At 71.5% G+C, this 25,440-nt stretch carries 20 protein-coding genes and 1 pseudogene; 9 read left to right on the plus strand and 12 right to left on the minus strand.

Annotated features, from left to right (window positions below):
• Window positions 1–543: 543 nt before the first annotated feature.
• Together AB0K12_RS46840 and AB0K12_RS46845 are read left to right on the plus strand one after the other, a co-directional pair.
• Complete coding sequence (locus tag AB0K12_RS46840) at window positions 544–651, plus strand: hypothetical protein (RefSeq protein ID WP_364575630.1); 108 nt, start codon at window positions 544–546, stop codon at window positions 649–651.
• Window positions 652–808: 157 nt separating this feature from the next.
• Window positions 809–1,234 (plus strand): GNAT family N-acetyltransferase, encoded by a 426-nt coding sequence (locus AB0K12_RS46845; RefSeq protein ID WP_364575560.1) that lies wholly within the window; start codon window positions 809–811, stop codon window positions 1,232–1,234.
• Window positions 1,235–1,518: 284 nt separating this feature from the next.
• On the opposite strand, the gene AB0K12_RS46850 is transcribed toward AB0K12_RS46845, so the two are convergent.
• The 3 genes from AB0K12_RS46850 to AB0K12_RS46860 form a co-directional block, all read right to left on the minus strand.
• Window positions 1,519–1,836: a hypothetical protein gene (locus AB0K12_RS46850; protein ID WP_364575562.1), complete on the minus strand. Its 318-nt coding sequence runs from the start codon at window positions 1,834–1,836 to the stop codon at window positions 1,519–1,521.
• Window positions 1,837–2,040: 204 nt separating this feature from the next.
• A complete protein-coding gene (locus tag AB0K12_RS46855) occupies window positions 2,041–2,907 on the minus strand; it encodes a TIGR03620 family F420-dependent LLM class oxidoreductase (protein WP_364575564.1) in 867 nt (288 codons plus the stop codon).
• Entirely contained in the window at window positions 2,904–3,818 is a 915-nt protein-coding gene (locus AB0K12_RS46860; RefSeq protein WP_364575566.1) for an NmrA/HSCARG family protein, read from the minus strand. The genes AB0K12_RS46855 and AB0K12_RS46860 overlap by 4 nt, the downstream gene beginning before the upstream one ends.
• Before the next feature lie 157 nt (window positions 3,819–3,975).
• Between AB0K12_RS46860 and AB0K12_RS46865 the strand changes: the two genes are divergently transcribed.
• From AB0K12_RS46865 to AB0K12_RS46875, 3 genes are all read left to right on the plus strand, one after another.
• Window positions 3,976–4,551: a helix-turn-helix domain-containing protein gene (locus AB0K12_RS46865; protein ID WP_364575568.1), complete on the plus strand. Its 576-nt coding sequence runs from the start codon at window positions 3,976–3,978 to the stop codon at window positions 4,549–4,551.
• 654 nt (window positions 4,552–5,205) lie between these two features.
• Window positions 5,206–5,655 carry a hypothetical protein gene (locus AB0K12_RS46870; protein WP_364575570.1) on the plus strand — a complete coding sequence of 150 codons (450 nt, stop codon included), beginning with the start codon at window positions 5,206–5,208 and terminating at the stop codon, window positions 5,653–5,655.
• Window positions 5,656–5,681: 26 nt separating this feature from the next.
• Complete coding sequence (locus AB0K12_RS46875; protein ID WP_364575632.1) at window positions 5,682–6,308, plus strand: TetR/AcrR family transcriptional regulator; 627 nt, start codon at window positions 5,682–5,684, stop codon at window positions 6,306–6,308.
• Between the two features lie 75 nt (window positions 6,309–6,383).
• Here the strand turns inward: AB0K12_RS46875 and AB0K12_RS46880 are convergent, their stop codons facing one another.
• Entirely contained in the window at window positions 6,384–6,776 is a 393-nt protein-coding gene (locus AB0K12_RS46880) for a GNAT family N-acetyltransferase (protein ID WP_364575572.1), read from the minus strand.
• 314 nt (window positions 6,777–7,090) lie between these two features.
• On the opposite strand from AB0K12_RS46880, the gene AB0K12_RS46885 reads away from it, so the two are divergent.
• The 3 genes and pseudogenes from AB0K12_RS46885 to AB0K12_RS46895 form a co-directional block, all read left to right on the plus strand.
• The gene (locus AB0K12_RS46885) at window positions 7,091–7,417 is read left to right on the plus strand and encodes a GNAT family N-acetyltransferase (protein ID WP_364575574.1); all 327 of its coding nucleotides are present in this window, start codon (window positions 7,091–7,093) and stop codon (window positions 7,415–7,417) included.
• 244 nt (window positions 7,418–7,661) lie between these two features.
• On the plus strand, window positions 7,662–8,084 hold the full coding sequence (locus AB0K12_RS46890) for a DUF5709 domain-containing protein (protein ID WP_364575576.1): 423 nt from the start codon (window positions 7,662–7,664) through the stop codon (window positions 8,082–8,084).
• Window positions 8,085–8,252: 168 nt separating this feature from the next.
• A pseudogene (locus AB0K12_RS46895) lies at window positions 8,253–8,507 on the plus strand (PQQ-dependent sugar dehydrogenase); the annotation flags it as partial.
• 109 nt (window positions 8,508–8,616) lie between these two features.
• Here AB0K12_RS46895 and AB0K12_RS46900 read toward each other — a convergent pair.
• From AB0K12_RS46900 to AB0K12_RS46935, 8 genes are all read right to left on the minus strand, one after another.
• Window positions 8,617–11,121 (minus strand): S8 family serine peptidase, encoded by a 2,505-nt coding sequence (locus AB0K12_RS46900; protein WP_364575578.1) that lies wholly within the window; start codon window positions 11,119–11,121, stop codon window positions 8,617–8,619.
• Between the two features lies 1 nt (window position 11,122).
• Window positions 11,123–12,307 (minus strand): hypothetical protein, encoded by a 1,185-nt coding sequence (locus tag AB0K12_RS46905; protein ID WP_364575580.1) that lies wholly within the window; start codon window positions 12,305–12,307, stop codon window positions 11,123–11,125.
• 55 nt (window positions 12,308–12,362) lie between these two features.
• Window positions 12,363–13,580 (minus strand): hypothetical protein, encoded by a 1,218-nt coding sequence (locus tag AB0K12_RS46910; RefSeq protein WP_364575582.1) that lies wholly within the window; start codon window positions 13,578–13,580, stop codon window positions 12,363–12,365.
• Window positions 13,581–13,594: 14 nt separating this feature from the next.
• Entirely contained in the window at window positions 13,595–15,997 is a 2,403-nt protein-coding gene (locus AB0K12_RS46915; RefSeq protein ID WP_364575584.1) for a hypothetical protein, read from the minus strand.
• 292 nt (window positions 15,998–16,289) lie between these two features.
• Window positions 16,290–19,217 (minus strand): LuxR C-terminal-related transcriptional regulator, encoded by a 2,928-nt coding sequence (locus tag AB0K12_RS46920; RefSeq protein ID WP_364575586.1) that lies wholly within the window; start codon window positions 19,215–19,217, stop codon window positions 16,290–16,292.
• A 169-nt stretch (window positions 19,218–19,386) separates the two neighbouring features.
• A complete protein-coding gene (locus tag AB0K12_RS46925) occupies window positions 19,387–22,119 on the minus strand; it encodes an AAA family ATPase (RefSeq protein WP_364575634.1) in 2,733 nt (910 codons plus the stop codon).
• 305 nt (window positions 22,120–22,424) lie between these two features.
• Complete coding sequence (locus AB0K12_RS46930) at window positions 22,425–23,222, minus strand: alpha/beta fold hydrolase (RefSeq protein ID WP_364575588.1); 798 nt, start codon at window positions 23,220–23,222, stop codon at window positions 22,425–22,427.
• 50 nt (window positions 23,223–23,272) lie between these two features.
• Window positions 23,273–24,538: an MFS transporter gene (locus tag AB0K12_RS46935; RefSeq protein ID WP_364575590.1), complete on the minus strand. Its 1,266-nt coding sequence runs from the start codon at window positions 24,536–24,538 to the stop codon at window positions 23,273–23,275.
• A 171-nt stretch (window positions 24,539–24,709) separates the two neighbouring features.
• Here AB0K12_RS46935 and AB0K12_RS46940 point away from each other — a divergent pair, with 171 nt between their 5' ends.
• Entirely contained in the window at window positions 24,710–25,204 is a 495-nt protein-coding gene (locus tag AB0K12_RS46940) for a TetR/AcrR family transcriptional regulator C-terminal ligand-binding domain-containing protein (RefSeq protein WP_364575593.1), read from the plus strand.
• Window positions 25,205–25,440: the final 236 nt, after the last annotated feature.

Raw genomic sequence — 25,440 nt, forward strand, 5'->3', positions numbered from 1 at the left:
TTCGTTCTTCTTGGTCGTTGAACCAACTACCGGAGACCTCTTCGTTCAACGATCACCGACACGCCTCACACGTGATCTTTCGAAACACGGCCTAGAGCCTAGACCGCCTCGTTCGCGCCGTACGTCACGCCGGTCCACGACGGGGATCTCTCGATGCACCGGGAACGGCAGCCTGAGCTTCCGCGACGCCTGGCCTCGGAGGCGGCGCAGCGGGTCTGCGTTCCCCGTCGCAGATCGTCCGCTCGGCCGGGTAAGACGAGGACGTCTGGCGTCACCAAGGGGAAGAGCCGGCGTTTCGTGTCGGCGAGCGACTGACACAGAAAGGCGCGTACCGATGAAGGCCATTGTGGTGACGGATGAGGCGGCGGGAACGGCCGGGATGACACTGGCGGAGCGGCCCGAGCCGGAGGCGACGGGGAACGACGTGCTGGTCGAGGTACACGCGTCGGGATTCACCCCCGGTGAGCTGACCTGGCCGGGAACCTGGACCGATCGCCTCGGCTCGACCGCACGCCGTCGATCCCCGGCCACGAGGTGGCCGGTGTGGTCACCGCGCTCGGCTCTGGCACAAGAGGGCTGTCGGTGGCGCAGCGGGTGTTCGGGCCCGCGGAATGGACGCGTGACGGCACCCTGGCCGACGAACATCGGTGACGTGGCGACCCTCGAGAATCCCGTCGCCGCCTTCAACCCGACTGAGCGGATCACGGGAAAGACGGTCATTCGCGTACGTCCCTGAAGATTTCGGCACACCCGAGAACCCACATGAGCGGCCCCGACCGGCGAACGAGCAACCACGAATGAGCATCCCATGACCGACCCAACCCCCTACGCCTCCGAATACCCCGAGGGGAAAAGCACCCTCAGTGAGGACCAGGCCGTCCTCATGGACGAGGTGATCGGTGATCCCCATGCTCCCGCGTTCGACTTCACAGTCGTCAAGGACGAGCAGGCCGGCATCTACGAGGCCGTCCTCGGCGACCGCGAGATCGCCGGGCTGCCCTACAACGTCGCCGGCGACGACCGGCTCGTCCTGCTGGCGACCTCGGTGTTCCCCGAGTACCGCAGGCAGGGCATCGGCACCGAGCTCATCAGACGCGTCCTCGACGACGTGCGCGCGCAGGGCAAGACGGTCACCATCATGTGCCCGGTCGTACGCGCCTTCATCGATCGCAACCCCGAGTACGCCGGCCTCGTCGACTCCGAGCACCCCGGAGTGGCCCAAGGCCACCGATGACTTTGGCTGCGCCGGGCCGTTGGCGGTCAGCGGCGTAGAGGGGGTGCCACCGGAATACGGCGATATCCCCCTCCACGAGCTCTGCTGCCAGGCTTGAATGAACCTGTGGACGTGCTCTTACCGGCATGGGCAAGGCCTTGCTGCTCGTGGCGGGTCTGGCCGTCATCTTCGACCTGCTGGACCCGTGAAGAGTTGGGGGGGACAGCTCCAAGGAGCGGGCTGAGCGGGCGCTCGCCCGTAGCAGCCACACCCGCCAGGCAGCCCACTTGTCCCGCCTCCGCAGATCAGTCATGGCCGACATGATGACGCTGAGTGCACACAGCTCGTTGGCAGGCCGCCCCGTCATCATCGTGTACAGCGTTGTCGAAGTCACTCCCGAGCGGGTCCCTGATGGGCTCGACGTCACGCTCGACACCTACCGCTGCTTCCATCGCGAACTGATCGGCGAACTGCCCGGCAAGGGCGACCCCGGCAACCCCAAGGAGGCGGATCGGCTCAGGTACAAGCACGTGGAGAAGCGCGTCGAAGCCTTCCTGGTCAACCATCTCTCCAGTGACGACCAGGCGAAGCTCGCCCTCTCCAGTGAGGACGGGCAGAACCATGCGGCAGCCACGGGGTTGCTCCTTCTCGGCATGGTGGCTGGCTTCGCGATCCTCTGGGCATCCCCCGTCTCACTCGCCATCGCGGTCTTAGGCTGCTGGCTGGCGTACGCCGGCACACAACCCAGTGCGCGGATGCGGGTCGTCAGCGTGCTGTGGCATCACCGCACGTCCCAGCCCGCGCCTGGATGGCCGAGCAGGGGCCGCTCACAGCAGCCGTGCGGCCAGCTCCTGCCATTGACGCAATGGCGGCTCATCTGGTGTGGCCGTCAGCACGTGCAGGCTGACGTGGTCCGCACCGGCGTCGAGATGCTCCTCGACCCGCCGAGCGACGTCCTCCGGACCGCCGGTGGCCACCAGGGCGTCGACCAGCCGGCCGTCGAGGGATTCGGCGTCGTCGAATCCCAGGTCGCGTAACAGCGTGAGCCGGTTGGGCAGGGCGGCGGCTGCGTGGGCCCGGGCCAGCTCGGCCGCGCGGGCGCGGGACGAGTCCAGGACGACGAGCTGGGTGACCGCCAGCAGCGCTTGGGGCCCGAGCAGGCTTCTGGCCTGGCGGGTGTGCGCGACCGGCATGCCCAGCGGGTGGGCACCGCAGGCGCGTTCGGCGGCGAGCTGGAGCATCTGCGGGCCCAGCGCGGCCAGGACCCTGGGCGCGGCAGGGGTCGCAGGGCCGAACGGGGCGGTGTCCATCGCGTCCAGGTAGGCGCGCATGGTCGCCACTGGCGGGCCGAAGCGGTGGCCGCGCACGTCGGTGACCAGGGCGGGGTGGCTGACACCGAGGCCGAGCAGGAACCGCCCGGGGAATGCCTCCGCAAGGGTGCGCTGCGCGGCCGCGGCACTGATCGCGTCGCGGGCGTAGATGCTGGCGGTGCCGGTGGCGATGACCGGCTGCCGGGTGGCCGACAGCAGCAGGGCGGCTTGGGCCATCGCCTCGCGGCCGGTCGTCTCGGGAAACCACAGGGCCGGAAAGCCGAGGTCCTCGATGGCGGCGGTCGCCTGGCGCAGGGCGGGGACGGGATAGCGGTCCATCTCGCCTGCCCAGATGCCGACCCGTCCGAGGTAGAGCGCGTTCATCGGTCATCCTCGGCGGCGTCCTGGGCGGCCAGGAAGCCGGCGATCTGGGCTGCTCCGGTCCGCTGTAGCCAGGTGCGCAGGTCCATCAGGCCGGGATGCAGGGCACGGGCGAAGGCGACGTCGGCGCGGTAGCCGCGTTCGTTGAGCCAGGTGTAGGCGTAGGCGAATTCCGCGCCGAGCTGGGCGATCACCTCGATCGGGATCTGGACGTAGGGCAGCGGCCGGCCGACGGCTTCCGAGAGGGCGGCGGCGATCTGGCGTGGGGTCAGTTCGTCCCCGGCCAGGTCGACCGCGCGGCCGATCCACTCGCCCGGCCGGGCGAAGGCCAGCGCGGCGAAGGCGCCGACGTCGTCGACGGCCATGATCTGCTGCGGCACGTCGGCGGCAAACGCAGTGGCCACGGCGCCGTCGTGCAGGTGGTAGGCGCCGGTGTAGTTCTCCATGAAGGAGACCGGGCGCAGGAAGGTCGCGGGCAGGCCCAGCCTGGTGATGTGTTGTTCGATCCGCCACTTGTTGATCGTGTTGCTCGGCAGTTTCTCGGTGTCGTGGCGGCCCGCGCCGGCGAGCGAGGCGTAGACCAGGTGCCGCACACCGGCGGCGTGGGCCGCGTCGGCGACGTTGCGACCCCAGCGGACCTCGTCCTCAGCTGAGAAGCCCGCCGGGGTGCCCGGGGAGCCGACGGTGGGCTGCACGCTGAACACGCCGTAGGCGCCCTCGGCCGCGGCGATGAGTGAGGCGAGGTCGTCCATCTCGGCGCGGGCGAGCTGGGCGCCCGCCTGCGCCAGCGCGCGGGCCGCTGCGGCGTCCGGATCGCGCGTCATGGCCCGTACCTGCCAGCCGTCGGTGAGCAGCTGCGCTGTCACGGCCCGGCCCTGCAGGCCGGTCGCCCCCACCACCACGATGGTCTTCACGGTGTGTCTCCAGACGGTAGGCATGCGGCGGCCACCGGCCTAACTGGGGTGGCCCTCCGGTTTTGTGGTGAGTACGATATGGAGGGCCACCCCGTTTTGCAAGCCCGCCGGAGAACATATGCCGCCAGCCAGCCGTGCAACCTCGCCCACGCGGCCGATGCGCGCGGACGCACGCCGCAACTACGACCGCATCCTGACCGCGGCCACCGAGGCCATCGCCGAGCACGGAGCCGAAGCATCCCTGGAGGAGATCGCCCGGCGCGCCGGCGTCGGCTCGGCCACGCTGCACCGCCATTTCCCCTCCCGACAGAAGCTGCTGGAGGCCGTCTTCCGCGACAAGGTCGAGACCCTGTGCGCCACCGCCGCCGACCTGGCCACCGACCCCAACCCCGGAGGTGCGCTGGCGAACTGGCTCGGAGCCGTCGCCAGGCACGCCGTGTCCAACCGGGGCCTGGCCGCCTCGCTGATGCGGGGAGCCCACGACGGCGATCCCACCCTGGGCGCCACCTGCCACACCATGATCATCGACGCCGGAGCGGACCTGCTGGCCCGCGCCCGCGAGGCGAACGCCGCACGGCCCGACGTCTCGATCACAGACCTGCTCAAACTCGTCAACGCCATCTGCCTGGCCGTCGAGCAGGAACCCGACGGCGCGGCCCAGGCCGACCGCCTGCTCACCCTTGCGCTGACTGGAGTACACCCCGCAGGAGAAACGGCGAGCCGAAAGACGTGACGCAGAAGATGGACCATCTGTCACGCTGGCGACCGCCGGATCGTGTCCGCCCAGTTCGGACTTCGTCCTGCCACGGGCGACTCGGCATCATCATGTGTCACATCTCGCCCAGGCCGGACGGACCGCCCCGGAGCCGCGGCCCAAAAGCCGCCACCAGCACCTTGCAGAACCCGCCGAGCTGCGGCCACAGCAACCCGCGGCGCATTCCGGCCGCCCCCGTAGAGGCGACGTCTTGAGCAGGGCTGCGGGCCGGATCGGCCTTCGTGCCGGCTCCGCCGACGCATGGCGCCGCATCCCGCTCTCGCGCGCGGTCTCCGGCAACCGCAGGACACCATCCGGATCGCCCACGACTGGGCCCTGACCTCAAGCAACTCGAGAAAGACCTCATCTCGCCGAGGTCACCGGCCGGCGTGCTCGACGCCGACGCCGTGAACATCACCGCCGTTCCTACGCTCTTCAGCAACAGCCACAGGCACGCTCGATCGCTGCCATGGACGCTGACGCTCGCCGAGCGGCCATCTGCGGCACAGCTCGGCAGCGTCCGTCAACGGTGCCGAGGCTTCGTACGCCTGCACTCGCGAGAACCTTTTTGGACTATTTAGTCCCATCTCCTGGTAGAGTACGTGAGCGATTTCGACCGGGCGGGAGGAATTGATGACGACACACTTCGCAGAGGTCTTGGCCCGCGAGAGCGCTTCTCTGTCTCGCGTCACGGACCAGGCAGAGCTGGCTGGCTGGCGTCGCCGCGTCGTCAAGGAGCTCATGACCCCACAATCACCGTACGCGTTGGCGCTGCGACAATCGGGGGACGTTCCCGGGCGGGCCGATCTGCTCGATCGCTGGTGCGAGCTCATCGCGGAGACGTTGGACCGGTTGCTCCAGTCCGGCGCCGCAGGGGACTCGCCGTGCTCTTCCGCGCACACCTCGAGAGCGGACATCGACGTCCGGAAAACCGCCGTGCTGGTCCTTGCGGCGCTTCATGGAGGCAGCACCCTGAGCCAGATCGCGCGAGACCCTTGGCCGCTCAACGTCGCGCTCGACATCGCACTCGCGCCTTTCGCCGGAGCCGAGGACGACAGCCCTGCGGGGACGGGGAGCGAGTAGTCCGCCATCAGTACCATGACTACGTGATGACGACCGCTGACTCGCACACCGGCAGACGCCTGACGGCTCGCGGCGCAAAGACGCGGGCAAGGATCGTCGCCGCAGCGGCCGAGCTGATGTACGTCAAAGGAGTCGGAGACACCACGCTCGACGACGTGCTCGCGGCAAGCGGAGTGAGCAAGTCGCAGCTGTACCACCACTTCGACGGCAAGGAATCGCTCGTGCGAGCCGTCATCGATCACGTGGGCGAACGCGTCATCCAGCGTGAGCGCGATGCCCTCGCCCATGTCTCGACGATCCCGGGCCTGCGACGCTGGCGGGATGCGTTGGTCCAGAACAACGCCCTCCGGCATGGCGCCTATGGCTGTGCGCTCGGCACGCTGGCCTCCGAGGTCTCCGATCAGGACGAGCTCGCGCGCCGGGCCTTGGTCCACCTTTTCAGCGAATGGCAGGAACTCCTGGCAGGCGTGTTGCGCAGGCTTCAGGACAAGGGCACGCTTCCGGCCGGGGCGCCGGTCGACCAACTCGCGACCGGGCTCATCGCCGCTGTCCAGGGCGGATACATGCTGGCCCAAACCGCGCGCGATGTCACACCGATGGCGACCTCCATCGACATGGCGCTGGCGTACGTCGAGAGCCTGTCCGCCGATTGAGCCGACGCCGGCGGCACGCGATTCGGCCCGGCCAGCGATCCTCTTGCGAGGAGAGGTCGGGCGCCGTCGTCGCGCTCACCAGTCGTTCAGCCCGTCCGGGTCATAGGAGCGGTCCAGCGATACCCCGGGCCGGATCTTGTGGAGGTCCGCCCGCCCCATCCGCAGCACCTCGAGCCTTACGCCGTCGTGTATCCAGGTGACGTCCTCGACGGCGGTCATTCCGAGACGCTGGGCAACGGCGAGGCTGCCGGCGTTCTGCACCGGCGCCGCGACGAAGACCTCCTCGACGTCGGCGGCGAGGAATGCCTGGTGTGCCAGCGCATGGCCGATCTGGCCGGCCACGCCATGGCCACGGGCCTCGGGCCGCAGATGCCACGCCCCCTGGGCATCTCCGGCGGACCAGGAACGCAGGATGAGGGTGGGGGTGACGATGCGCTCAGGCTCGATCGTGACGTGCAGGTCGTCCATGCCGTCAGCGCCCGCTGATCCGCTCGTAGGCCAGGGCAGCGACGACTCCACCATCGGACAGCGCCTCGCGGAGGGGAATCGTCTCGTCCTTGCGTACCTCGAGGGCGACCGGTGAAAGCTCCATGTCCCCTTCTCGCCTCGTTCGTCATCGGTGGTGGCCCCGAGCAACCCCTCACAGAAATGGGACCCCGTGGTCCAAATATATGGCGTCTATGTGTAGGTTGTCAGCAAATGGACGTCACAAGTGGAGGGATAGCCCGGATGGCAGGCGGGCACGAGGGCGCTGTGTCCCTCCACGCGGGAAGGGTGAGCGGATGAGCGGCGAAGAACAGGTACCGGCGACCGAGGTGCTGATCGACAACACCGATCAGGGGCGATTTGAGCTTCACCGTGAACGCGAGCTGGTCGGCTGGCTCTCCTACACCCACCTGAAGCCCAACCGGTACGCCCTCCTGCACACCGAGGTGGAACCGAGCCACCGGCACCAGGGCGTGGCGAGCGCACTGGTGCGGCAAGTGCTCGACGAGATCCGCGCCCGCCAGGGCACGATCACCGTTGTCTGCTCTTTCGTCGCCGACTACCTTTCGCGAACGACCGCCCATGCCGATCTGATCGACGCCCGGCACCCGGGCCACTCTTGACTTGATCCGGTTGACGGACATCCGAGATCTGGGCCGCCCGCGGCCGAGTCCTTGACCAGCGATCCGATCGAGTCAGAAATGGTCTAAAGCGTCCACTTTCTCCCAAAGGCGCTACGATGCCAGGACGAACTCGATCCTCCCGCGGGAAAGCGCACGTACCCGACAGCGGCCCGCTTCTCGAGGACACCCGCCGAAACACCTTTCCCGGCCCAGCCAACCGGGCAACCCACTCAGAGGAGAAACAATGGACGACTACGTCCCCGGACTGCTGCCACCAGAGGAGAGTCTCGATGACGACGAACTCGGCGAGGACGGCGACGGCCCGGGTTATCTGCCGCTGGATCGCCCCATCGGAAGCCTGGCCTGGGGGCTGACCGCCGACGAAGCTCGCACCCACGAACCCTTCAGCCAGAGACTCGCCCACGAGGTTCCCGACATCGCAGCCGAAGAGATCGGTGACGGGATCGGTGACGCATCCGACACCGACGGCGAACTCATCGACGACCAAGTCGGTTATCTGAGGGCAGGGCGGCTCGTCTGGGCCACCCAAGATGCCGACGACCCGTCATCGGATCTTCGGTCCGAGGACGTCGGCATCGACCGCGCGGGCGCCTCCGCGGAGGAGGCTGCGATTCACATCGTCTCCGACGACCCGTTCCACGTGTAGGAGGGCGCCAAGGACCATACCGCCGACGATCTCAACGGCTTCACCACGGGCCTCAAACGTCTCTGACATCGACCGGCTCACACCCAACAACAACATCCTGGCCGGGCAGCCGCCTCACCCGGCTTCGCCACCGGCAACCTCGTCTACGCCTACCTCACCGCCGCGGGCGACAACCGCATCGTCCGGTTCCGGCTCGACAGCGGTGATCCGGAGGTCGTCTTCTCCGGCATCGCCAAGGCCGGCTTCCACAACGGCGGCCGCATCGCCTTCGGCCCGGACGGCATGCTCTACGCCGGCACCGGCGACGCCGGCGATACCGCCGGCTCCCAAGACCCGGACAGCCCCAACGGCAAGATCCTGCGGCTGGCCCGAGGTCGAAGGCGAGGGCGACACCGACGGCCGTGGCGACCTCCGCGACGGTGACGACCGCATCCTGCGCTTCCCGGCCCGCTGAGGAACTGCACGGTCTTCTGCGACAGAGCCGCAGACCGTGCAGTCCCTCAGCGAGGGCGGCGGTGCGCGGGGGGTGGGGTCAGGTCGCCGCGGGCCTGCAGGTGCGGTCGCCGACGAACACGTCGTCGACGGCCCACCAGCCGGACAGCTGACCCCGGTAGTGGAGGCGGAGCCGTACGTCGGCCTGTCCGGCCGCGTCCGGCAGCGGGACGACGTGGACGGCCGGCCCTGGCGCGCCGGGGAAGCCCTTGGCCGACCACACGGTCTTCCAGGTACGGCCCCCGTTCACGCTGAGGTCGACGCCGGTCGTGGAGTTGACCGCCGGCTTCAGGTCGTGGGCGAACTCCAGGGTCGCCGAGGTGCGGGCGGTCAGGTCGTAGGAGGGGCTGGTCAGGTAGGTGTCCTGGAGGTGGCCCTTGCCGGAGTGCAGCGAGTCGACGATGGCGAACCCGCCCGCGCCGCCGGTGTGGTTGCCCCGTCCGCCGGCGTCGGTGAAGACCCAGCCGGGCTGGTGGGCGTAGTTGGGGATGCGGGGGTCGACGTCGGTGACCGTCCAGCCCTTGGGCGCCGTGGTGCCGTCGAACGGCTCGGTGCTGCCGTCGCGGATCACCTCGTAGCCGCGGGCGACGCAGGACAGGGAGACGGTCAGGCCGAGGTCGAGCCGCCGGCCCGTCTCACCCATGGTGACCTGCTGGACGGACGGGTCGTAGCCGGGCTCGGTGGGGCGGGTGGTGAGGGTGTAGGTCATCGACGGGAGCAGGGACAGGGTGTAGGCGCCGGTGTCGGGGTCGGATTCGGCGTTCCATGTGTGGCCCTTGCCGTCGTCGGCGGTGATCTGTGCGGCGAGCCCGCGGCCGAGGCCGGAGGCGTCGGAGACGGTGCCGGTGAGGTCGATCCGCTCGGTCTGCGGCAGGGCGACGTCCAGGGTGAGGGAGCCGTCCTTGGTCAGGGTGGCGGTTTTCGTCGTGGTCTGGTAGCCGAACGCCTCGGCCTTGAGCTGGTACTCCCCCGCGACGAGGGTGTAACGGTAGGCGCCGTCGGCGCCGAGGGTGGAGGTGCGGGTGAGCGGGCCGGTGAGGGTGACGGTGGCGCCCTCGACCGGCCGGCCGGTGGTGGCGTCCGTGACGGTGCCGGCCAGCGTGGCGGTGCCGCGCGTTCCGGCCTCGACCAGGGCCAGGGCGTCGAGGCGGCCTTCGCCGTAGACGGCGTTGTCGGCCGCGGTGCCGCCGCAGCTGGTGTCGTCGGTGTCGATGGCCGACAGGTCGAGCAGCAGGCGGGTGGCCGCGGTGTCGCGTACGTACTCGGGGCGGGCCGACCACAGCAGCGCGACCGCTCCCGCGACGTGCGGCGCCGCCATCGAGGTGCCGTTGTAGAAGGCGTAGGAGCCGCCGGGCACCGAGGAGCGGACGTTCACGCCCGGTGCGGAGATGTTCGGCTTGATCTCGCCGTCCTGGCCGGGACCGCGGCTGGAGAAGCTCGCGATCCTGTTGTCGGCGTCGTACGCGCCGACCGAGTAGTTGATGATGCGCCCGCCGGGCGATCCTGAGGTCTGGCAGCCGGGGCCGTCGTTGCCGTTGGACCAGATGCCCATGATGCCGGAGGCCGCCCAGGCGAGCTGGATGTCCTCCATGAACGGCTGGGTGGTCAGGCTCGCGCCCCACGAGTTGTTGACGATGTGCGGGCGCTTGGAGGCGTCGGGGTCGGCGCCGGTGGAGTCGGTGGGCGCGAGCATCCACTGCGAGGACGCGACGAGGGCCTCCTCCGAGCATTGGCTGGTGGTGCAGCCCTTGGCGGCGATCCAGCGCACGCCGGGGGCGACGCCGATCTGGTTGCCCTGGCCGTCGTCGCCGGCCATGGTGCCCATGGTGTGGGTGCCGTGGGAGTTGTTGTCGCACGGCGCGTCGCTCGGGCACTCACTGAGCGGGTCGTACCAGTTGTAGTCGTGGGTGAAGGTGCCGTCCGCGTTGCTGCCCCGGTAGCTCTTGACCAGGGCGGGGTGGTCGTACTGGACGCCGGAGTCGATGTTGGCGATGACGATGTCCTCGCCGCGGCGGCCGGTCCGCTCCCACACGTCGTCGGCGTTGATGTTGGTCACGCCCCAGGCGAGGCTCGTCGCGGCGGCTGCCCCGGTGGGCGTGCTGCGGGTCGGCTCGGGGATGGTGTACGTGACGGGGGCGCGGATCTCCTCGACTCCGGGTAATTTCGCGATCTTCTTGGCCAGCGTCTTGGAGGCGTTCTTGACGTAGACGGCGTTGGTGACCCAGTACGCCGTGGACTTCACTCCCTCCGCCTTGAGCAGTCTGCGCAGCGGCTCCTGGTCGCGGTCGGCTCTGGCGTGCAGCCGTTCGACCACGTCCCGGCCGCGGGCGGTGCGGCCGGCGATCTTCTTGGCGGGGGCGAGGTCGGCCTTGCCCGACATGCGCACCCAGAAGTCCGTGGTGGGGCGCGCGTCGAAGCTCGCCAGGACCTCCGGCGCGATCACCGGGTCGTCCGCGGCGGCATGTGCGGGGACGGCGCCCGACAGGGCGGTGGCCAGCAGGGTCAGGGCGCACGCCAGGGCGGGTGACTTTCGGGGAACTCTCATGTCACTTTCTCCCGCAGCTCAGGTGGGCGATCAGGCGGCGCGGCAGCAGCTGGGGGTAGCCGATGTCGGAGGGCTCGGTGCGGGTGGAGGTGCCGGTCACCCACACGTCGCCGGGGCCGCTGCCGTCCACGTCGTGGAAGATGAAGCCGAACGCCTCCGGCTGCTCGCCCTGAGGCTTGGCCTCCTGCCAGGAGGCGCCGTCCCAGTGCTGCACGTGGAACACGCCCATGCTGCTGTCGTTGGTGAGGGCCCACAGCTGGCCGGGGGCGGGGGCGTACAGCTTGAAGATGTCGCCGCCGTAGGGGCCCGGCTCGGGCGCGGGGACGGTGGTCCAGCTCTGGCCGTCCCAGTGGAGCAGGAGCGGCCTCGGGCTGCTCTGGCTGCCGGAGATGCCGGCGACCCAGACGTCGTCGGGGCCGGAGGCGTCGAGCGCGTACAGCATCCCTTCCGCGCCGGGGTCAGGCAGCGCGACGTCGGCCCAGGCCGTCCCGTCGTGGCGCAGGACCATCGGCTGGTACGAGCCCGTCTGCTCGTTCTTCTGGAAGCCTGCGGCCCAGACGCCGCCGCCCGGCACCGCCTTCACCGACGTCAGGGCGGCGGCGGCGCGACGGGCGGCGGGGTGGTCGACGCTCGTCCATTCCGTGCCGTCCCAGCGCTGGATGAGCGCGCCGCCGGCCGGCCCTTCGACGCGGCCCACCGCCCACGCCTGGGAGGAGTTCACCGTGGCGACGTCCGCCAGCCAGGACGGTCCGGCCTCCGGGTTCTGCGACGCGCCCGCCGGGGTGAGCGTCCAGCGGCCGCGGTCGAGGCGGGCCAGCACGCCCGTCCCGTCCGGCTGGAAGGAACCGTGCAGGTTGATCAGCGACCAGCCGCCGCCGGCGGTGAACGAGCCGGCGCCCACCTGGAAGAGGTTCCCGGTACGCGCGGGCACCGGGATCTGGGGGCCGTTCTCGACCAGCTCGCGGCCGTTCCAGCGCAGCGACCTGGCGCCCTCCTCGAGTTGTTCTGAGAAGCGCACGTCGTCAGGCGAGATCACGTCGACGTCGACGACGCCCTCGCTGGCGGGCGCGTCGAGCATCGTCCAGGTCGGTACGCAGTCCGTCCCGGCTGCGGCGGGAGCCTGCGTGGCGGAGGTGGCGGCGGTGCTGAGCAGGGCGGTCAGGCCGGCCGCGACGGTGGCTCTCATAGTGGCACTGCGCAGCCGGCTGCGGGGGGATCGTGGTGTTCGCATCAGGGTCCTCCTAGAAGGCGCCGGTGCCGTTGGGGGTGCCCATGCCGCTGGGCCCGTCGTAGCCGCGCGCCGCGGTGCAGATCCTGCCGCCGCCGCAGGCGCCGTTGCTTCCGGCGGTGATGTCGTTCAGGTACTGGGCGGAGGCGTAGAGCCGCCGGCCCGCCGGGGTGGGTGAGTCGGTGCCGGCCAGGCCGTAGACGCCGGCGATGAACGCCGCCGCGACGGGGGTGCCCGCGGCGGTTCCCCAGCCGCCCAGGCTGGTGCTGTAGACCTGGACCGGGGTGTCGGCGGAGCCCACCGCCGCGACGTCGGCCACGGTGCGCCGGCTGCCGCACGCTCCGGCCGGCTGCCAGGCCGGCCGCGTCATGTACATCGAGCAGCCGGAGGCGGTGTCGCGCCAGACGGACTCGTTCCAGCCGCGCGTGGTGGCGGAGTCCCGGTAGAGCTGGGTGCCGCCGACGGCGATCACCGACGGGTAGGCGGCGGGCAGGATCTGGCGGCCGCCGTTGTTGAAGCCCTGGCCGGAGGGGGCGACGACGGTGGTCGGCGCGTGGTCGAAGTGGGCGGCCAGGGCGTTCTGGCCGTCGTACTCGGCCACGCCCCACATGGGCACGACCGCGGTGGCGCCCTGCGCGGCGGCCTGGTCCACGGCCGCCGCCATGCTGGCCAGAGAAGGGTCGTCGGCCTGCACCAGCAGGAGCTTGCAGTTCGGGCAGGCCGCCGCGGCGAGCTGCAGCCCGACGCTGCTGTGCACCGCCCAGGCGGGGCTCGGGGCGGGCGGTGTGTCGCCGCCCCGCTGGTTGATCTTCTTGAAGCACGGGAAGTCGGCGTCGCACGGGGGCATGCCGTTCGCCTTGCGGTACTCGGCCAGCTCGTCCCCGGCCGCTGGGTTGTCGTACGGGGTGACGACGGCCACGCTCTGGCCGCCGCCCAGCCAGTCCGCGGGCAGCCGGTAGGCCTCCTGGAGGTCGCCGGCGGTCAGGGGGCCGCGGCCGGCGGTGACGCGCGGCAGCGGCTGGTCGCCGCCTCCCGTGCCGGCGCGCAGGAGGCACGTCGCCGGCCCGGTGTCCTTGGCGTCGCGGGGGCAGGCCGCGCTCGTGGCGGGCGGCGCGGCGGTGGCCCCGGTGGAGGTGGCTGCCGCGGATGTGGTGAGCAGGGTCAGCGGGGCGATCGTGGTGAGCAGCATCGCCGCCACGCCGCCGAGCGTCGTCCATCGATGGGTGCGCATGTCAGGTCTCCCGGTCAGCCGGCGAGCCGGTAGGCACGGATGTTGGTCTGGGTGACGGTGCTGCCGTCACCGGCCCGCGCCTTGACCCGCAGTGACACCCAGCGGACCGGCTCGGAGTACTCCGGATGCGTGACCGGCGCGGTGAACGTGCCGTCGCGCCTGGCGGTGGCGGTCTTCGGAGCCGACCAGGTCTTGCCGTCGTCGTACGACACCTCGAGCGTGGCCCGCACGCCGGTGGGCCGGGCCTGGTGCTCCTGGCGCGAGACCCGGAACGCGACGTCGAACCGCCGCCCGGCCCTGGCCCGGGAGTCGCGGTCGAGCGACAGGTCCCAGTGCACGAACAGCAGCGGCAGGAAGGAGCATGGGCGCGTGGTGTCGGCGCACTGCACGGTACGGGGCAGCCTGGCGGCGGCGTCACGCGGGCCGCTGCGGAAGGTCCACTCGGTACGGCTCGGCGACTGGGGATTGCCCTGGGCGGCGAAGTCCCAGACCAGGCGGTAGTCGGCCGGGCGCGGCGCCAGCGGCAGCGACAACGGCATGGGCCGATAGGGCCGGGAGCCGCCGGCGCCCGAGTCGAAGGCGAGCTTGCCGTCCCGGTAGAACGTGGTCCGCGACGCGGCGTACGCCTCCGACGTCGAGTGCAGCGGAGCCGAGTCGGCGAAGCCGTTCAGGTAGACCGAGCCCAGCGAGCCCTGGCGGCACGCCAGGCACACCTGCAGCAGCGGTTCGTCCACCTTGCTGCTCGGGCCGCCGATGCCGAGCAGGGTCTCCTGCACGTAGGTGGCGGCCGCCGACGGCGTCCGGGGGCCGAGGTTCCACACCTCCCTGATCTCCTGGCCGGGGCGCAGCTTGCGGCGCTCGCCGAGGATGACCTCGTTGGTGTCGGCGGACATGACGTGCTGCCAGTACGTCTCGCCGGGCCTGGTGCTGTAGACGTAGTCGACGCGGTCACCGGCGGCCGGCAGGTAGCCGTGGCTCGCGTCGGACCACCCCCACGGCAGGAACACGGTGGACCCCCTGGTCACGGGTCCTGGCGAGGCGGCGTCGGAGGCGGTGTTGTAGAGCGTGGAGCGCACCGTGGCCAGCTCCGACTTCCTGACGACCGGCGTCAGTTTGCGCGGGACGGCGTCGCCGTAGGCGAACACCAGCTTGTACGTCGCGCCCATCTCGGGCCCCGAGTCGGCGTTCTCGGCCAGCAGCGTGAAGCCGGTGAACTTGAAGTCGCCCTTCTTGACGCGCCTGGTCGGGGTGACGTAGAGGTCGGGGTTGCCGGTGACCGGGTCGGAGTAGGTCTTCCAGATGAAGCCCGCGAGCAGTCCCGAGGGGCCGATGCCCGTCTCGTCCCCCGCGGCGCTGGTGCGGACGAACGACAGGGATTCGGAGCGGATCAGCGGCGCCCGGGGCGGCGAGGCCAGCTCCGGCCGGTAGCGGACCGCCTTCCTGGCGTCCAGCAGCACGCTGGTGTCGGCGCCGACCCGCACCTCGGGCTCGATCACCAGGGCCGTCTCCGACGTGAGGTCGGTGGCCGGGGCGGTGAGCACGCTGGCCATGATGCTGTAGGTGCCTTCCGGCACCATGAACGACTTTTTGCCCTCACCCGGGTAGGCGAAGGCGAAGGTGGCCAGGGCTCCGTCGCTGACGTTCTGAACGGCTCCGATCATCGTGCCGGGCGTGCCGTCCCTGGCGATGGAGTCGACGGTCAGCATGTAGTAGCTCAGCTCCCCGCCGGCCGCCCTGGCGGTGGGCGCGCCGGCGGGCTTGTCGGCGGCCAGCGGCGAGGGCGGCGGCTCGGGAGCGCCCTCGGGGACGGCCAGCTCGATCCGCTCGATGCCGGGAAGGGTGCCGACGGCGTCGCCCTTCGCGGCGCGCCAGGTCTCGGCCAGCAGCCTGCCGAGCGCCGGGGCCTCCTTCTTGGTCACCGTCGCGGTGGCCGCGCTGCCGGCGGCGGCGGTGACGCTGGTGCCGGGCAGGGCTTCGGCCTGGGCGCGACCGGCCCGTACGGTGACCGGGAGGGTGGCGCTGCGCTCGTCGTCCAGCTTGGCCCGCACGAGGTAGCCGACGTTGAACAGGCGCAGGTCGATGGTCTTGCCGAGGTAGGGCACCGCTTCTGACGGCACGACGTAGGTGTCGCCGCCGAGGGTGAACTGGGAGAACGTGCCTCCGGCCGGGCCGCCGCCGGGGAGCCTGCTGACCTGCTGGCGGCCGCGCTCGTCGATGTCGACCTGGAAGCGGTCACCGGTCAGCAGGGTCACCGTCGAGGTGCTCGCCTCAGGCGCTGCGGTGGCGGGTCCGGTGGTGCGGGGGGTGGGGTCCAGTGGCGGGGCGGCCGCGGCGGGTGCGGCTCCCGCCGTCAGCGCCAGCGCCAGGCCGGCCGTGACCAGGAGGCGTGCGGAGCCTAACCGATGGTGGAATGTCATCTCTGTCCCGCTTTCTGACCGCGCCTGTACGGCAGGCGCACGACGTGCTGGTTCACAGCGGCTCGTGTGCGCCGTCGGGCGCCGCCTCGCTCAGGAGGCCCTCATCGAAAACGGCGTCCGGCTCGGCGTCCGGCTCGGCATCGGGCCCAGCGTCGGGCCCAGCGTCAGGCCCAGCGTCACGCACTGCATCCGGCTCGACGTCCGCTTGATCGTTAGACATGAAGATCATGATCAGGCGGACCGGCCGATATCGCGAGTCGGCAAATCACCCAATTAATGGGGAAAAGGCGATCTATGTCGGTGTCTCGTCGAGCAGCCCGTCGGCGGCGGCCGTGGTGACCAGGGCGGTGCGCGTGGCGACCGACAGCTTGCGCATGGCCGCGCTGAGGTGGCGCTCCACCGTACGCGGCGACAGGTTCAGGCTCTCCGCGATGCGCTTGTTGGTCCATCCGAGCGCCACCAGACGGACGATCTCCACCTCACGCGGGGACAGGCGGTCACCGTACCCCTTGCGCCCGCCGCGCCACGGCCTGGCCACCTCGACCCCTTGCTCGCGCAGCAGGTGAGCGACCCGGTCGGCGTCCCAGCGCGCGCCCATCGCGGCCAGCTCCCGCTGGCTCTCCTCCAGCACCGTCAGCGCCCGCTCGCGCTCACCCGCGTCGAGCAGGCGGCGGCCCTGGCGCTCGGCGGCGAGCAGCGCGTCGTAGGGGCGGGGCAGCGCCGCCCACATCGCCGCGGCCCGCCCGAACAGGCCCGCCGCCTCCCCCGGGTCGGCGGCGACCATGGCCTGGCAGGTCACGACCGCCGCGGCGGCGGCCGGAGCGTCACGTCCCGCCATCCCGGCGGCGAAGGCCGCCGCCAGGCCGGCCCGCTCCTGCGTCCGCCCGACGGCCGGCAGCGCGTCCAGGTGGACCGGCAGCAGCTCCGTGGCCCACAGCCACACGTCCTTGCGGGCGATCATCTCCAGCATCGGTTCGGTGATCTCCAGCGCGGCCTCCGGCTCGCCGCGCGCGAGCAGGATCCTGGCCAGCGCCACGTCGGGGAAGATGAACGGGTCCGCGTGCCCGCGCGCCAGGCTGGCGGCCAGGACCTCGCGCAACCGCTGCTCGGCCCGCTGCGGCACGCCGCGCGCCAGGTCAAGGCAGCCGAGGATCATCCGGGCCTCCAGTCGGGTCGCCTCGTCGGCCGTCTCCGAGCCGGCCAGCTCGGCCGCCACGTCGTCCAGGCCGTCCCAGTGGCCGGCGTGCCAGGCCAGGTGCGCCCGCGCCAGCCTCAGCGCGTCCTCGATCCGGCGATAGCCCGCCCGTTCCACCAGCGCCGCGGAGGAGTCCAGGTAGGCGCGGGCGTCGTCGTGCCGGCCCCATAACGTACAGAACTGACCGGTCATCAGCCGCCCCCGGGCGATCTCCTGGCGCTCCAGGCGGCTGTCCCCGTCGGCGGGAAGGGCGCGCGCCACGCGCCAGCCGTCCTCCTCGCCGAGGCAGAGCAGCGCCGCGGCCTGGTTGGACAGGAACGCGGCCCGCTCGACCGGCAGGCGGACCAGCGGGAAGAGCCGCTCAGCCCGGCCGGCCCACTCCAGGTGGCGGGCTCGCGGCCAGGCGCGGATCATCGGGTTGGCCAGCAGGAGCATGGCCTGGACGGCGAGCTCGGGCCGGTCCGCCAGATCCGGCATGGCGGCCTCCAGGCCGGCCATCGCGGCCTCGAACTCGCCGAGGTGGAAGCGGAGCCGCCCCAGCCTCAGCCCCAGCTCTCCCCTGGCCTCGGCCGGCAGCCCGGGATGCGCGAGCGTCTCCTCCAGCGCGGCGCGCACCCGCTCCCCCAGCCCCAGCAGCGGCTCGGCGGTGACGGAGACGGCCGCGCCGAGCCGCCTGGCCAGGCGGACCAGGCGCTCCACCGGGTGGTCCGCGGCGGTCAGCAGGTCCAGCATCATGGCGACCGTCGTGTGGCCGTCGCCCGCCTCCATGGCGAGCTCGGCCGCCGCCTCGGCGTAGCGGCACCACTCCTCGACGTCGCCGGACTCGCGGAAGTGGCGGCACAGCCGTACGACGGGAGGGTGCTCGCCCTCGCGCAGGGCCAGTGCCGCGCGGTGGTGCAGCCGGCGGCGCGACGGGATCGGGGTCGCCTCGGCGACCGCGCGCGAGGCCAGAACGTGGTTGAAGCAGAACGCACCCCGGCCGGACTCGCGCAGCAGGCCGGAGGCGAGCGCGACGGCCAGGCCGTCCTGGACGGCGGCCTCGTCGAGGTCAGCGACCGCCGCGATGAGCGCCTCGCCGGCGGGCGCCTCCAGCACGGCGGCGGCCTCCAGCACGGCGCGGGTGGCCGGGTCGAGCCGGGTCACGCGTTCCAGGACGGAGTCGCGCACCGTGGGCGGCACGCGCAGTTCCTCGGTGATGCGGCGGCGCCAGCCGGTTTCTGACCGGAAGATGTCGCGCCGGGCGCGCAGCAGGCGTACGGTCTCCTCCAGCGCGAGCGGGATGCCGCCGGTGTGCTCGTGCAGGAAGGCCGCGAAGCGGTCGGACACGTCGGCGGTCGCGAACATCGACTTCACCAGGGCGCCGGTCTGCGGCACGTCCAGCGGCTCCAGCGCGATGCGTTCCCAGGACATGTTCCTGGGCGGGCGTGAGGTCAGGCGCAGCAGCGGCGAGCCCTCGCCGACCTCGAGCGGCCGGTAGGTGACCACGATCGAGCGCGCGGCGCCGCGCGAGGTGGTGAGGGTGAGCAGCCAGTCGAGCGTGGCCGTGTCCGCCCAGTGCGCGTCCTCGACCACGAGCACGTCCACGCCGAGCGCGTCGATCAGCTCGCCGAGCGCGCGGAAGAGCCGGTGGCGGGTCTCCTGCGGGTCGGGCAGCGCCTCCAGCGCCTTCGGCAGCCACGCGGCCCATTCGGGGAACAGCGTGCGCAGCGCACCGGCGAGCGGGCTCAGCGCCAGCTCGCCCAAGCGGTCGTCGAAGACGCGCAGCCCGTCCACCACCGCGCCGAGCGGGAACGGCTCCCGCAGGGGCGGGCAGGCGGCCATCAGCACGGTACGGCCGCGTAAGGCGGGATCGGCCAGGCACTCGTCCAGCAGGCGGGACTTGCCGATGCCGGCCTCGCCCTCGACGAGCACGAGGGCGTCCTGCGACACCGCGGCGACCATCGCGGCCATGGCGTCGTCGCGGCCGATGAGCGCCGGCGGGAGCGCGTCCGAGGGCGACCTGCGCCGAACGTGAATTTCGTTCATCCCTTTAAGGTGTATATATCACGTCCGAACCCACAAGGGGCGCCGCGAACAGCCCATCCACGACGCCGCACGGCGCGACGCCCGCTCCGTGGAGGACGACGCTCTTCACGCTCTCCATGAGAGCTACGAAGTGGTCACCGGCCGGCGGCCGCCGAGTAGGCGTGTTCCGCTACGCGAGGCGCACGGACCTGAGCTCGCGACGGGAGGCGATACCCAGCTTGCCGAAGATGTTGCGCAGGTGGGCGTCGATGGTGCGCGGGCTCAGGAAAAGCTGCGCCGCGGCCTCCCTGGACGTCGCCCCGGCGACCACGAGCCGCGCGATGCGCAGTTCCTGGGGCGTCAGGGCATCGGCCGGCTGCGTCACCCGCTTGCGTGGCTGCTCGCCGACGGCCCGCAGCTCGCGGGCGGCGCGGCCGGCGAAAGCCTCCATGCCCATGTCGGACAACATCTCATAGGCGGTGCGGAGCTGGTCCCGGGCGTCCTGGCGCCGGCCCTCACGGCGCAGCCACTCGCCGTAGAGCAGGTGGGCGCGGCCGAGAAAGGTCGTGTACCGGCATCTGGACAGATGACCGATCGCCTCGCGGTACAGGTCCTCGGCGGCGGGCCCGGCGGTGGTCAGCGCGCGTGAGCGTGCCTCCACCCCGAGCGCCAGCGGGGTGCCGCTGGCACGGGCACGGGAGCTGAGCCGTTCCAGCGCGGCGGCGGCGCGCGACGGCTCGCCGGCGCGGACGGCGGCTTCGACCAGCTCCGGCAGGGCGGCGCTGCTGTGCGTCAGCTCGTCGGCGTCGCACGTCACCGAGGCGGCCCGGAGTGCGGCGCGGTAGTCGCTCAACCCGTTGTACAGAACGGACATGGAGGAGTTGGCGAGAGTAACCACCGTGCCCTCGCCTCGCTGGGTCGCCTCCTGGACCATGTCGTGGAACAGCTCCACGGCTTCGGCCCGCCGGCCGGCGTACGCGCGGAGGACGATGTCGTGCGGCAGCGGCGGGGCTCCGGTCGACTGCGAGATCGCGGCCACGTCGGCGACCAGGCCGGCGGCCTGGGCCAGGTCGCCGATCTGCACCAGGACGGTCGAGTGGAAGTTGAGCGCTGTGGCGAGCGTGGACAGCGCCCCGGCATCGCGGGCGAGCCGGATGAAGCGGGTGGTCAGCCCGTAGAGGGTCTCGTCGTCCCACAGCATGTACGCGGCTCGGCAGGCCGCCCACAGCCCCCGCCGGCTGGCGTCGTCGGCGCCCAGGTGGTCGTGGTACGCCTGCAGTGCCCGCCGCAGGCCCGGCACGCTCGCCTCGTACCCACGGGTGAACCTGGTCACCAGCCCGTCGAGCAGGAGATCGGCCGGAGTCGGCGGCCCGGCCGGCGCAGGAGCGTCGCGCGCCGCCTCGGCGACCTCCACCACGCCGCGGCCGTGCCCGAGCGGCCCTGCGTGGATGGCCGCTTCGAGGGCCTGGAGGTAGGTGTCCCTGGACTGGGCGGGGTCGAGCGGGGCGAGCGTCTTGGCGGCGTCGAGCAGCATCCCCGGCACGTCGCTGCTTCGCGTCCGGGCGAACTCGATCTGGGCGCGCAGCCGCTCGGCACGGGCCCGATGCAGACCGTCCAGCGGACCGGCCACCGCGATGGTCAGCAGCTCGAAGGCGGCGTCCGCCGCGCCCGCCTCGTGCTTGGCCTGCGCGGCGGACAAAGCCCGGTAGGCCCGATTGGCGGGGTCGGGAGTGAGGGCGGCCGCCCGTTCCAGGAACGCCGCCGCGGCGCCCAGACCACCCCGGGCTCTGGCCCGCCCGGCCGAGCGCTCCAGCTCCAGCGCGACCGTCTCGTCGGTGCCCAGGACGGCCCGCGCCCGATGCCAGGCCCGGCGGTCGGGATCGGCCTGCTCGTCTGTGGCCTCGGCCAGCGCGCGGTGTGCGCGGCGGCGCTCGGCCGGCTCGGCGGCCCGGTAGACGGCCGAACGCACCAGCGGATGAGAGAAGCGCACCGTGGCGCCGACTTCGAGCAGCCCCGCCGCTTCGGCCGGCGCGATCGCATCGGCATCGATGCCGAGGTGCTCGGCCGCCCGCCACAGCAGCGCCGCGTCGCCGACCGGATCGGCGGCCGCGATCAGCATCATCGCCTGTGCGGGCGAGGGAAGGCCGGCTGCCCTGCGCTGGAAGCTCTCCTCGATCCGGCCGGGCACGCTCCGCGCCTCCGGCATGGCGAACCCGCCCGACAACTCCGCCGGCGCGGCGTTCCGGGACAGCTCCAGCAGGGCCAGCGGGTTGCCCCGCGCTTCGGCGAGGATCCGCTCGCGCACCCTCTCATCAAGCGGGGCGTGGACCGCCAAGCCCAGCAGGGCCCGCGCGTCGGCGTCTGTGAGCCCGTCCAGGCGTAACTCGGCCAGGCTCGCGAAGACCTTGGCGGCCTCGAAGGCGGGCCCCTGGTCGCGCAGCCCGAACACCAGCGCCAGACGCTCGGCATGCACCCGGCGTGCCACGAAGGCAAAAACCTGCGCGGAGACCAGGTCCAGCCAGTGCGCGTCGTCCACCAGGCACAGCAGCGGCTCGTCCTCCGCGGCCTCGGCCAGCAGGCCGAGCGTGGCCACCGCGACCAGGAACGGGTCCGGCGCCTCGCCGGGACGCTGCCCGAACGCCACGGTCAGGGCGGCCTGCTGGGGTTCGGGCAGGGCGGCGAGGCGATCCATCAGCGGCGCGCAGAGCTGGTGCAGCCCGGCGAACGCGAAACCGATCTCGGACTCCACGCCGGCCGCGTTCACCACCCGGAAGCCCGACGCGGTGGCGCGGGCGTGTCTCAGCAACTCGGTCTTGCCAATGCCTGCCTCGCCGCGCACGACGAGCGCGCCGCTGTCCCCGCCGCGCGCCCGCGTAAGCAGCCGCTGAACGGCCACGTACTCGGCCTGCCGACCTCGAATCATCACCGGCTCTCCCCCGAGGGCATCGACTGGCCGCGGGCTTGCCCGCCAGTTCTGTGATCAAGGACAAAGCTACACGGACCACGTCGCTTCGGATCGTGCAGTTCGCGAGTGGACCGTGTCGCCTTCTTACGTAGGCGAGTAGGTGACGTCTGCCGACGCCTGCTGGCCGCCGGCGGCCCGCTGCGCTCGAAGGGCCGGACCCGCCATACGGTTCCAGGGCAGATGGGAACGGCCTGTTCGTGGATCACGCCGCTATCGGTACAGCGCTACCGGAACGAGGCCCGCCGGCCTGCCCGCGGGCCTGCTCAAGGAGCGAGGCCGGCCAGGAGCTTCGCCGTGTCCTCCGGCGACTCCACGGGGAAATGGTGGCTGCCCAGATCGACGAGCACGATGTCGAGCCGGTCGCCGTAGCGGTCGATCGCCTCCTGCGTGATGAGGTCGCGGATCGCGAACACGGTGATCGGCTGCCTCGTCTCACGCAGCGCCGCGTCCATGTCCCAGCGCACCAGGCCTTCGATGGAACGCAGTCCGGCGGGCTGACGCACGGCTGCCATCTTCTCGAAGTAGGCGTCTTTGAGAGCCGGGTCGGTCCCGGCCGGCGAGCCTCCCTCCACCAGGCCCCGTACCCCCGCGGCGAAATCCTCCCTGAACACGCGCAGTATCGCCTCGGCCTGTTCCTCCCTCATCGCCGGGAACAGGGACAGATAGTGCAAGGCGTCGAGGGCGACCACGTGCGAGACCCTGTCGGGCAGCAGCCGACCCACCTCGACGGCGACCGCCCCGCCGAGGGAATGCCCGGCCACGACCACCTTGTCCACCGACTCGGCCTCCAGCACCGCGCCGACGTCACGGGCGAACTCCTCGATCGTCCAGACCTCCCTCGCCGACCGCGACTCGCCGTGCTCGGCGAGGTCGATCGCCAGCACGCGGAGGCCGTCGGGCAGATGGCCGGTCACCGCGTCGAAGTCACGGCGGTCGCACGCCCAGCCGTGGATGAGAGCCAGAGTCGGTCCGTGCTCCGGGCCGCTGGCCGTGTAGCGGATCGTCGTGCCGCCGGGCCTCCGGACCTCCAGGTTCCGCCTGATCCTGCGCGTAGTTGTCATGATTCGTCCTTCCTCACTTCGAAACGTGTCGGGATGTCTTCGTTGGGGCCTCAGTCGCAGGGGACCGTGGCCATGCGGCACTGGACCCGTAGCTGGTTCAGACGCAGGACGAAGGCGGAGAAGGTGATCAGCGCGATCGCCAGCGCGTAGATCACGGTGGCCGACTTCAATCCCAGGGCGGTGACGGCGATGCCGCCGAGCACGGCGGGCACGCTGTTGCCCAGATAGTTGATGACGTTCGCCAGGGCGAAGACCGCGCCGCGCTCGTGCGGCCTGGCGATCCTGGCGAAGGTGCCGAACGTGGCGAGCACCGACGCGCCGAAACCGATGCCCGCGACAACAGTGCCGGCCGCGGCGAGCCAGGCGAGATTGCCCGCCACCCCGGCGAGCGAGATCAAAGTGCCGACCCCGAGCATCGCAGCGGCGGGGGCCAGCAGCGAGGACGCCGGGCGGGAGCGGAGCAGGGCCACCGCGAACGCTCCGGTGCCCGCCAGCAACGTCACGACGACACCGCCGATGAGATGGCTGCGCAGCCCCAGCAACTCCGCAGCGACCGACGGGCCGAGGGAGAGGTACATGCCGGCCAGTGCCCAGGTTGCGATCATCGCCGGCACCAGCGGGACGATGTCCGCGCGCAGGTGTGCGGGCATCGCCACCCGCGGGCGAAGGGAGGCCAGCGCTCCCGGCCGGCGCAGCGACGTCTCCGGCAGGAGGGCGACGATGACCGCCGCCAGCACCATGCCTGCGAGCAGCAGCACGTAGACCAGCCGGGTCGGCGCCGGACCGAACTCCACCAGCACACCACTGCCGACAGCGCCCAGAGCCAGCCCGGTCAAAGGCGCCACCGAGGTGACCACGCCCGCCCGGACGCGAGCCTGTCGCGGTTCGAGATCGACCAGAGTGGCGCTCAGCGCGGTCGTCGCCGCCCCGGTGGCGACGCCCTGCAGCACCCGGGCCGCCGACAGCACCAACACGTCCCCCGCGATCAGGAACAACACCAGCGCGACCGCCTCCAGCCCGATCGCCGCGGCGAGCACCGGCCGGCGGCCGAGATGATCCGACAGCGCTCCCACGACGAGCAACGAGGCCAGCAGTCCGAACACGTAGAGAGCGAAGACCACGGTCAGTACCCAGGCCGTGAACCGCCACTGCTGCTGGTAGATCACGTAGATCGGCGACGGTGCGCTGGAAGCGGCCAAAAAGAGCACCAGGATGGCGGCCACTGAAGAGAAGGCCCCCCTCCACGGCCGGCGGTGCGGACCGACGACGGTCGGTGTGGTGCCGGCGGACGCGGCACCGGAAGTTTCAACAGACACGGCAACCTCGCAGTGATCGTTGCGTTAGCAGTCGCGAACGTACCACAAAAGCAGTGATTACTGCGAACCAAAAGCAGCGATCGATGCGATAATGGCGGCATGCCAGCTCAGAGCTCCCCGCCGCGCACGGACAGTCGGCCCGGAGGCCGCTCAGCCCGGGTCCGGGCGGCCGTGCACCAGGCGGTCAAGGACCTACTCACCGACGAGGCCGGCGATGCGCTGACGATCCCGGTCATCGCCGCGCGCGCGGGCGTGCACGCAACAACCGTCTATCGCCGCTGGGGCTCCGTCGCCGAACTGCTCGCCGACGTCGCGACCAGCCGCTTCTCCGGCGATCTCGTGGTCCCCGACACCGGAAGCCTCCGCGAGGACCTGGAACGCTATGCCTACGACCTCGCCAAGGACCTCAGCGACCCGGACACTCTCGCGCTGGTACGCGCCATCGTCGGCACGGGCGGGGAAGGCGCCAGCGTGTGCCGCATGGAGCGCCAGCGACAGCTCGAAGCCATCATTGAACGGGAACAGACGCGGGGCAACCAGGTTCCGACCGTCGAACGCGCCGTGGAGGCCCTGCTTGCCCCCCTCTACTATCGGGCCGTCTTCACCGACCAAACCCTTTCCCCCGAATGGGCACGCACCCTCGTGTCACACCTGCTGCCGGAATAACCCCCATGTCGGCGATCTGGGTGAGGATCCGGCCGTCGGGCCGACGTTCGTCAGCGTCTCCTCAGAAGATCCGCACACTTCCCGGCCGCCGATCCACATGAGGCGGTCACCCGGGCGGCCGAACTCGGGGACGGCGAGCCGGGCCCGTGGGTGATCAGCGGGGTGGCGGGCTGAACGATCGTGGCCATGGCACCGGCTCCTTCCTCTGGGGGCGCCGGGCGAGGCCGCCCAGCGGT

Origin of the sequence: Nonomuraea sp. NPDC049419 (assembly GCF_040676995.1) — a bacterium.
In the GTDB taxonomy this organism is placed as follows: Bacteria; Actinomycetota; Actinomycetes; order Streptosporangiales; family Streptosporangiaceae; genus Nonomuraea; species Nonomuraea salmonea.

What these genes read in the sequence shown, in the direction of transcription:
- AB0K12_RS46875 (WP_364575632.1), top strand. Translation starts at nt 5,682, where the DNA reads ATGACGACCGCTGACTCGCACACCGGCAGACGCCTGACGGCTCGCGGC.
- AB0K12_RS46925 (WP_364575634.1), bottom strand. Translation starts at nt 22,119, where the DNA reads ATGATTCGAGGTCGGCAGGCCGAGTACGTGGCCGTTCAGCGGCTGCTT.
- AB0K12_RS46865 (WP_364575568.1), top strand. Translation starts at nt 3,976, where the DNA reads ATGCGCGCGGACGCACGCCGCAACTACGACCGCATCCTGACCGCGGCC.
- AB0K12_RS46920 (WP_364575586.1), bottom strand. Translation starts at nt 19,217, where the DNA reads ATGAACGAAATTCACGTTCGGCGCAGGTCGCCCTCGGACGCGCTCCCG.
- AB0K12_RS46905 (WP_364575580.1), bottom strand. Translation starts at nt 12,307, where the DNA reads ATGAGAGCCACCGTCGCGGCCGGCCTGACCGCCCTGCTCAGCACCGCC.
- AB0K12_RS46855 (WP_364575564.1), bottom strand. Translation starts at nt 2,907, where the DNA reads ATGAACGCGCTCTACCTCGGACGGGTCGGCATCTGGGCAGGCGAGATG.
- AB0K12_RS46915 (WP_364575584.1), bottom strand. Translation starts at nt 15,997, where the DNA reads ATGACATTCCACCATCGGTTAGGCTCCGCACGCCTCCTGGTCACGGCC.
- AB0K12_RS46870 (WP_364575570.1), top strand. Translation starts at nt 5,206, where the DNA reads ATGACGACACACTTCGCAGAGGTCTTGGCCCGCGAGAGCGCTTCTCTG.
- AB0K12_RS46850 (WP_364575562.1), bottom strand. Translation starts at nt 1,836, where the DNA reads ATGGTTCTGCCCGTCCTCACTGGAGAGGGCGAGCTTCGCCTGGTCGTC.
- AB0K12_RS46930 (WP_364575588.1), bottom strand. Translation starts at nt 23,222, where the DNA reads ATGACAACTACGCGCAGGATCAGGCGGAACCTGGAGGTCCGGAGGCCC.
- AB0K12_RS46910 (WP_364575582.1), bottom strand. Translation starts at nt 13,580, where the DNA reads ATGCGCACCCATCGATGGACGACGCTCGGCGGCGTGGCGGCGATGCTG.
- AB0K12_RS46890 (WP_364575576.1), top strand. Translation starts at nt 7,662, where the DNA reads ATGGACGACTACGTCCCCGGACTGCTGCCACCAGAGGAGAGTCTCGAT.
- AB0K12_RS46885 (WP_364575574.1), top strand. Translation starts at nt 7,091, where the DNA reads ATGAGCGGCGAAGAACAGGTACCGGCGACCGAGGTGCTGATCGACAAC.
- AB0K12_RS46880 (WP_364575572.1), bottom strand. Translation starts at nt 6,776, where the DNA reads ATGGACGACCTGCACGTCACGATCGAGCCTGAGCGCATCGTCACCCCC.
- AB0K12_RS46845 (WP_364575560.1), top strand. Translation starts at nt 809, where the DNA reads ATGACCGACCCAACCCCCTACGCCTCCGAATACCCCGAGGGGAAAAGC.
- AB0K12_RS46900 (WP_364575578.1), bottom strand. Translation starts at nt 11,121, where the DNA reads ATGAGAGTTCCCCGAAAGTCACCCGCCCTGGCGTGCGCCCTGACCCTG.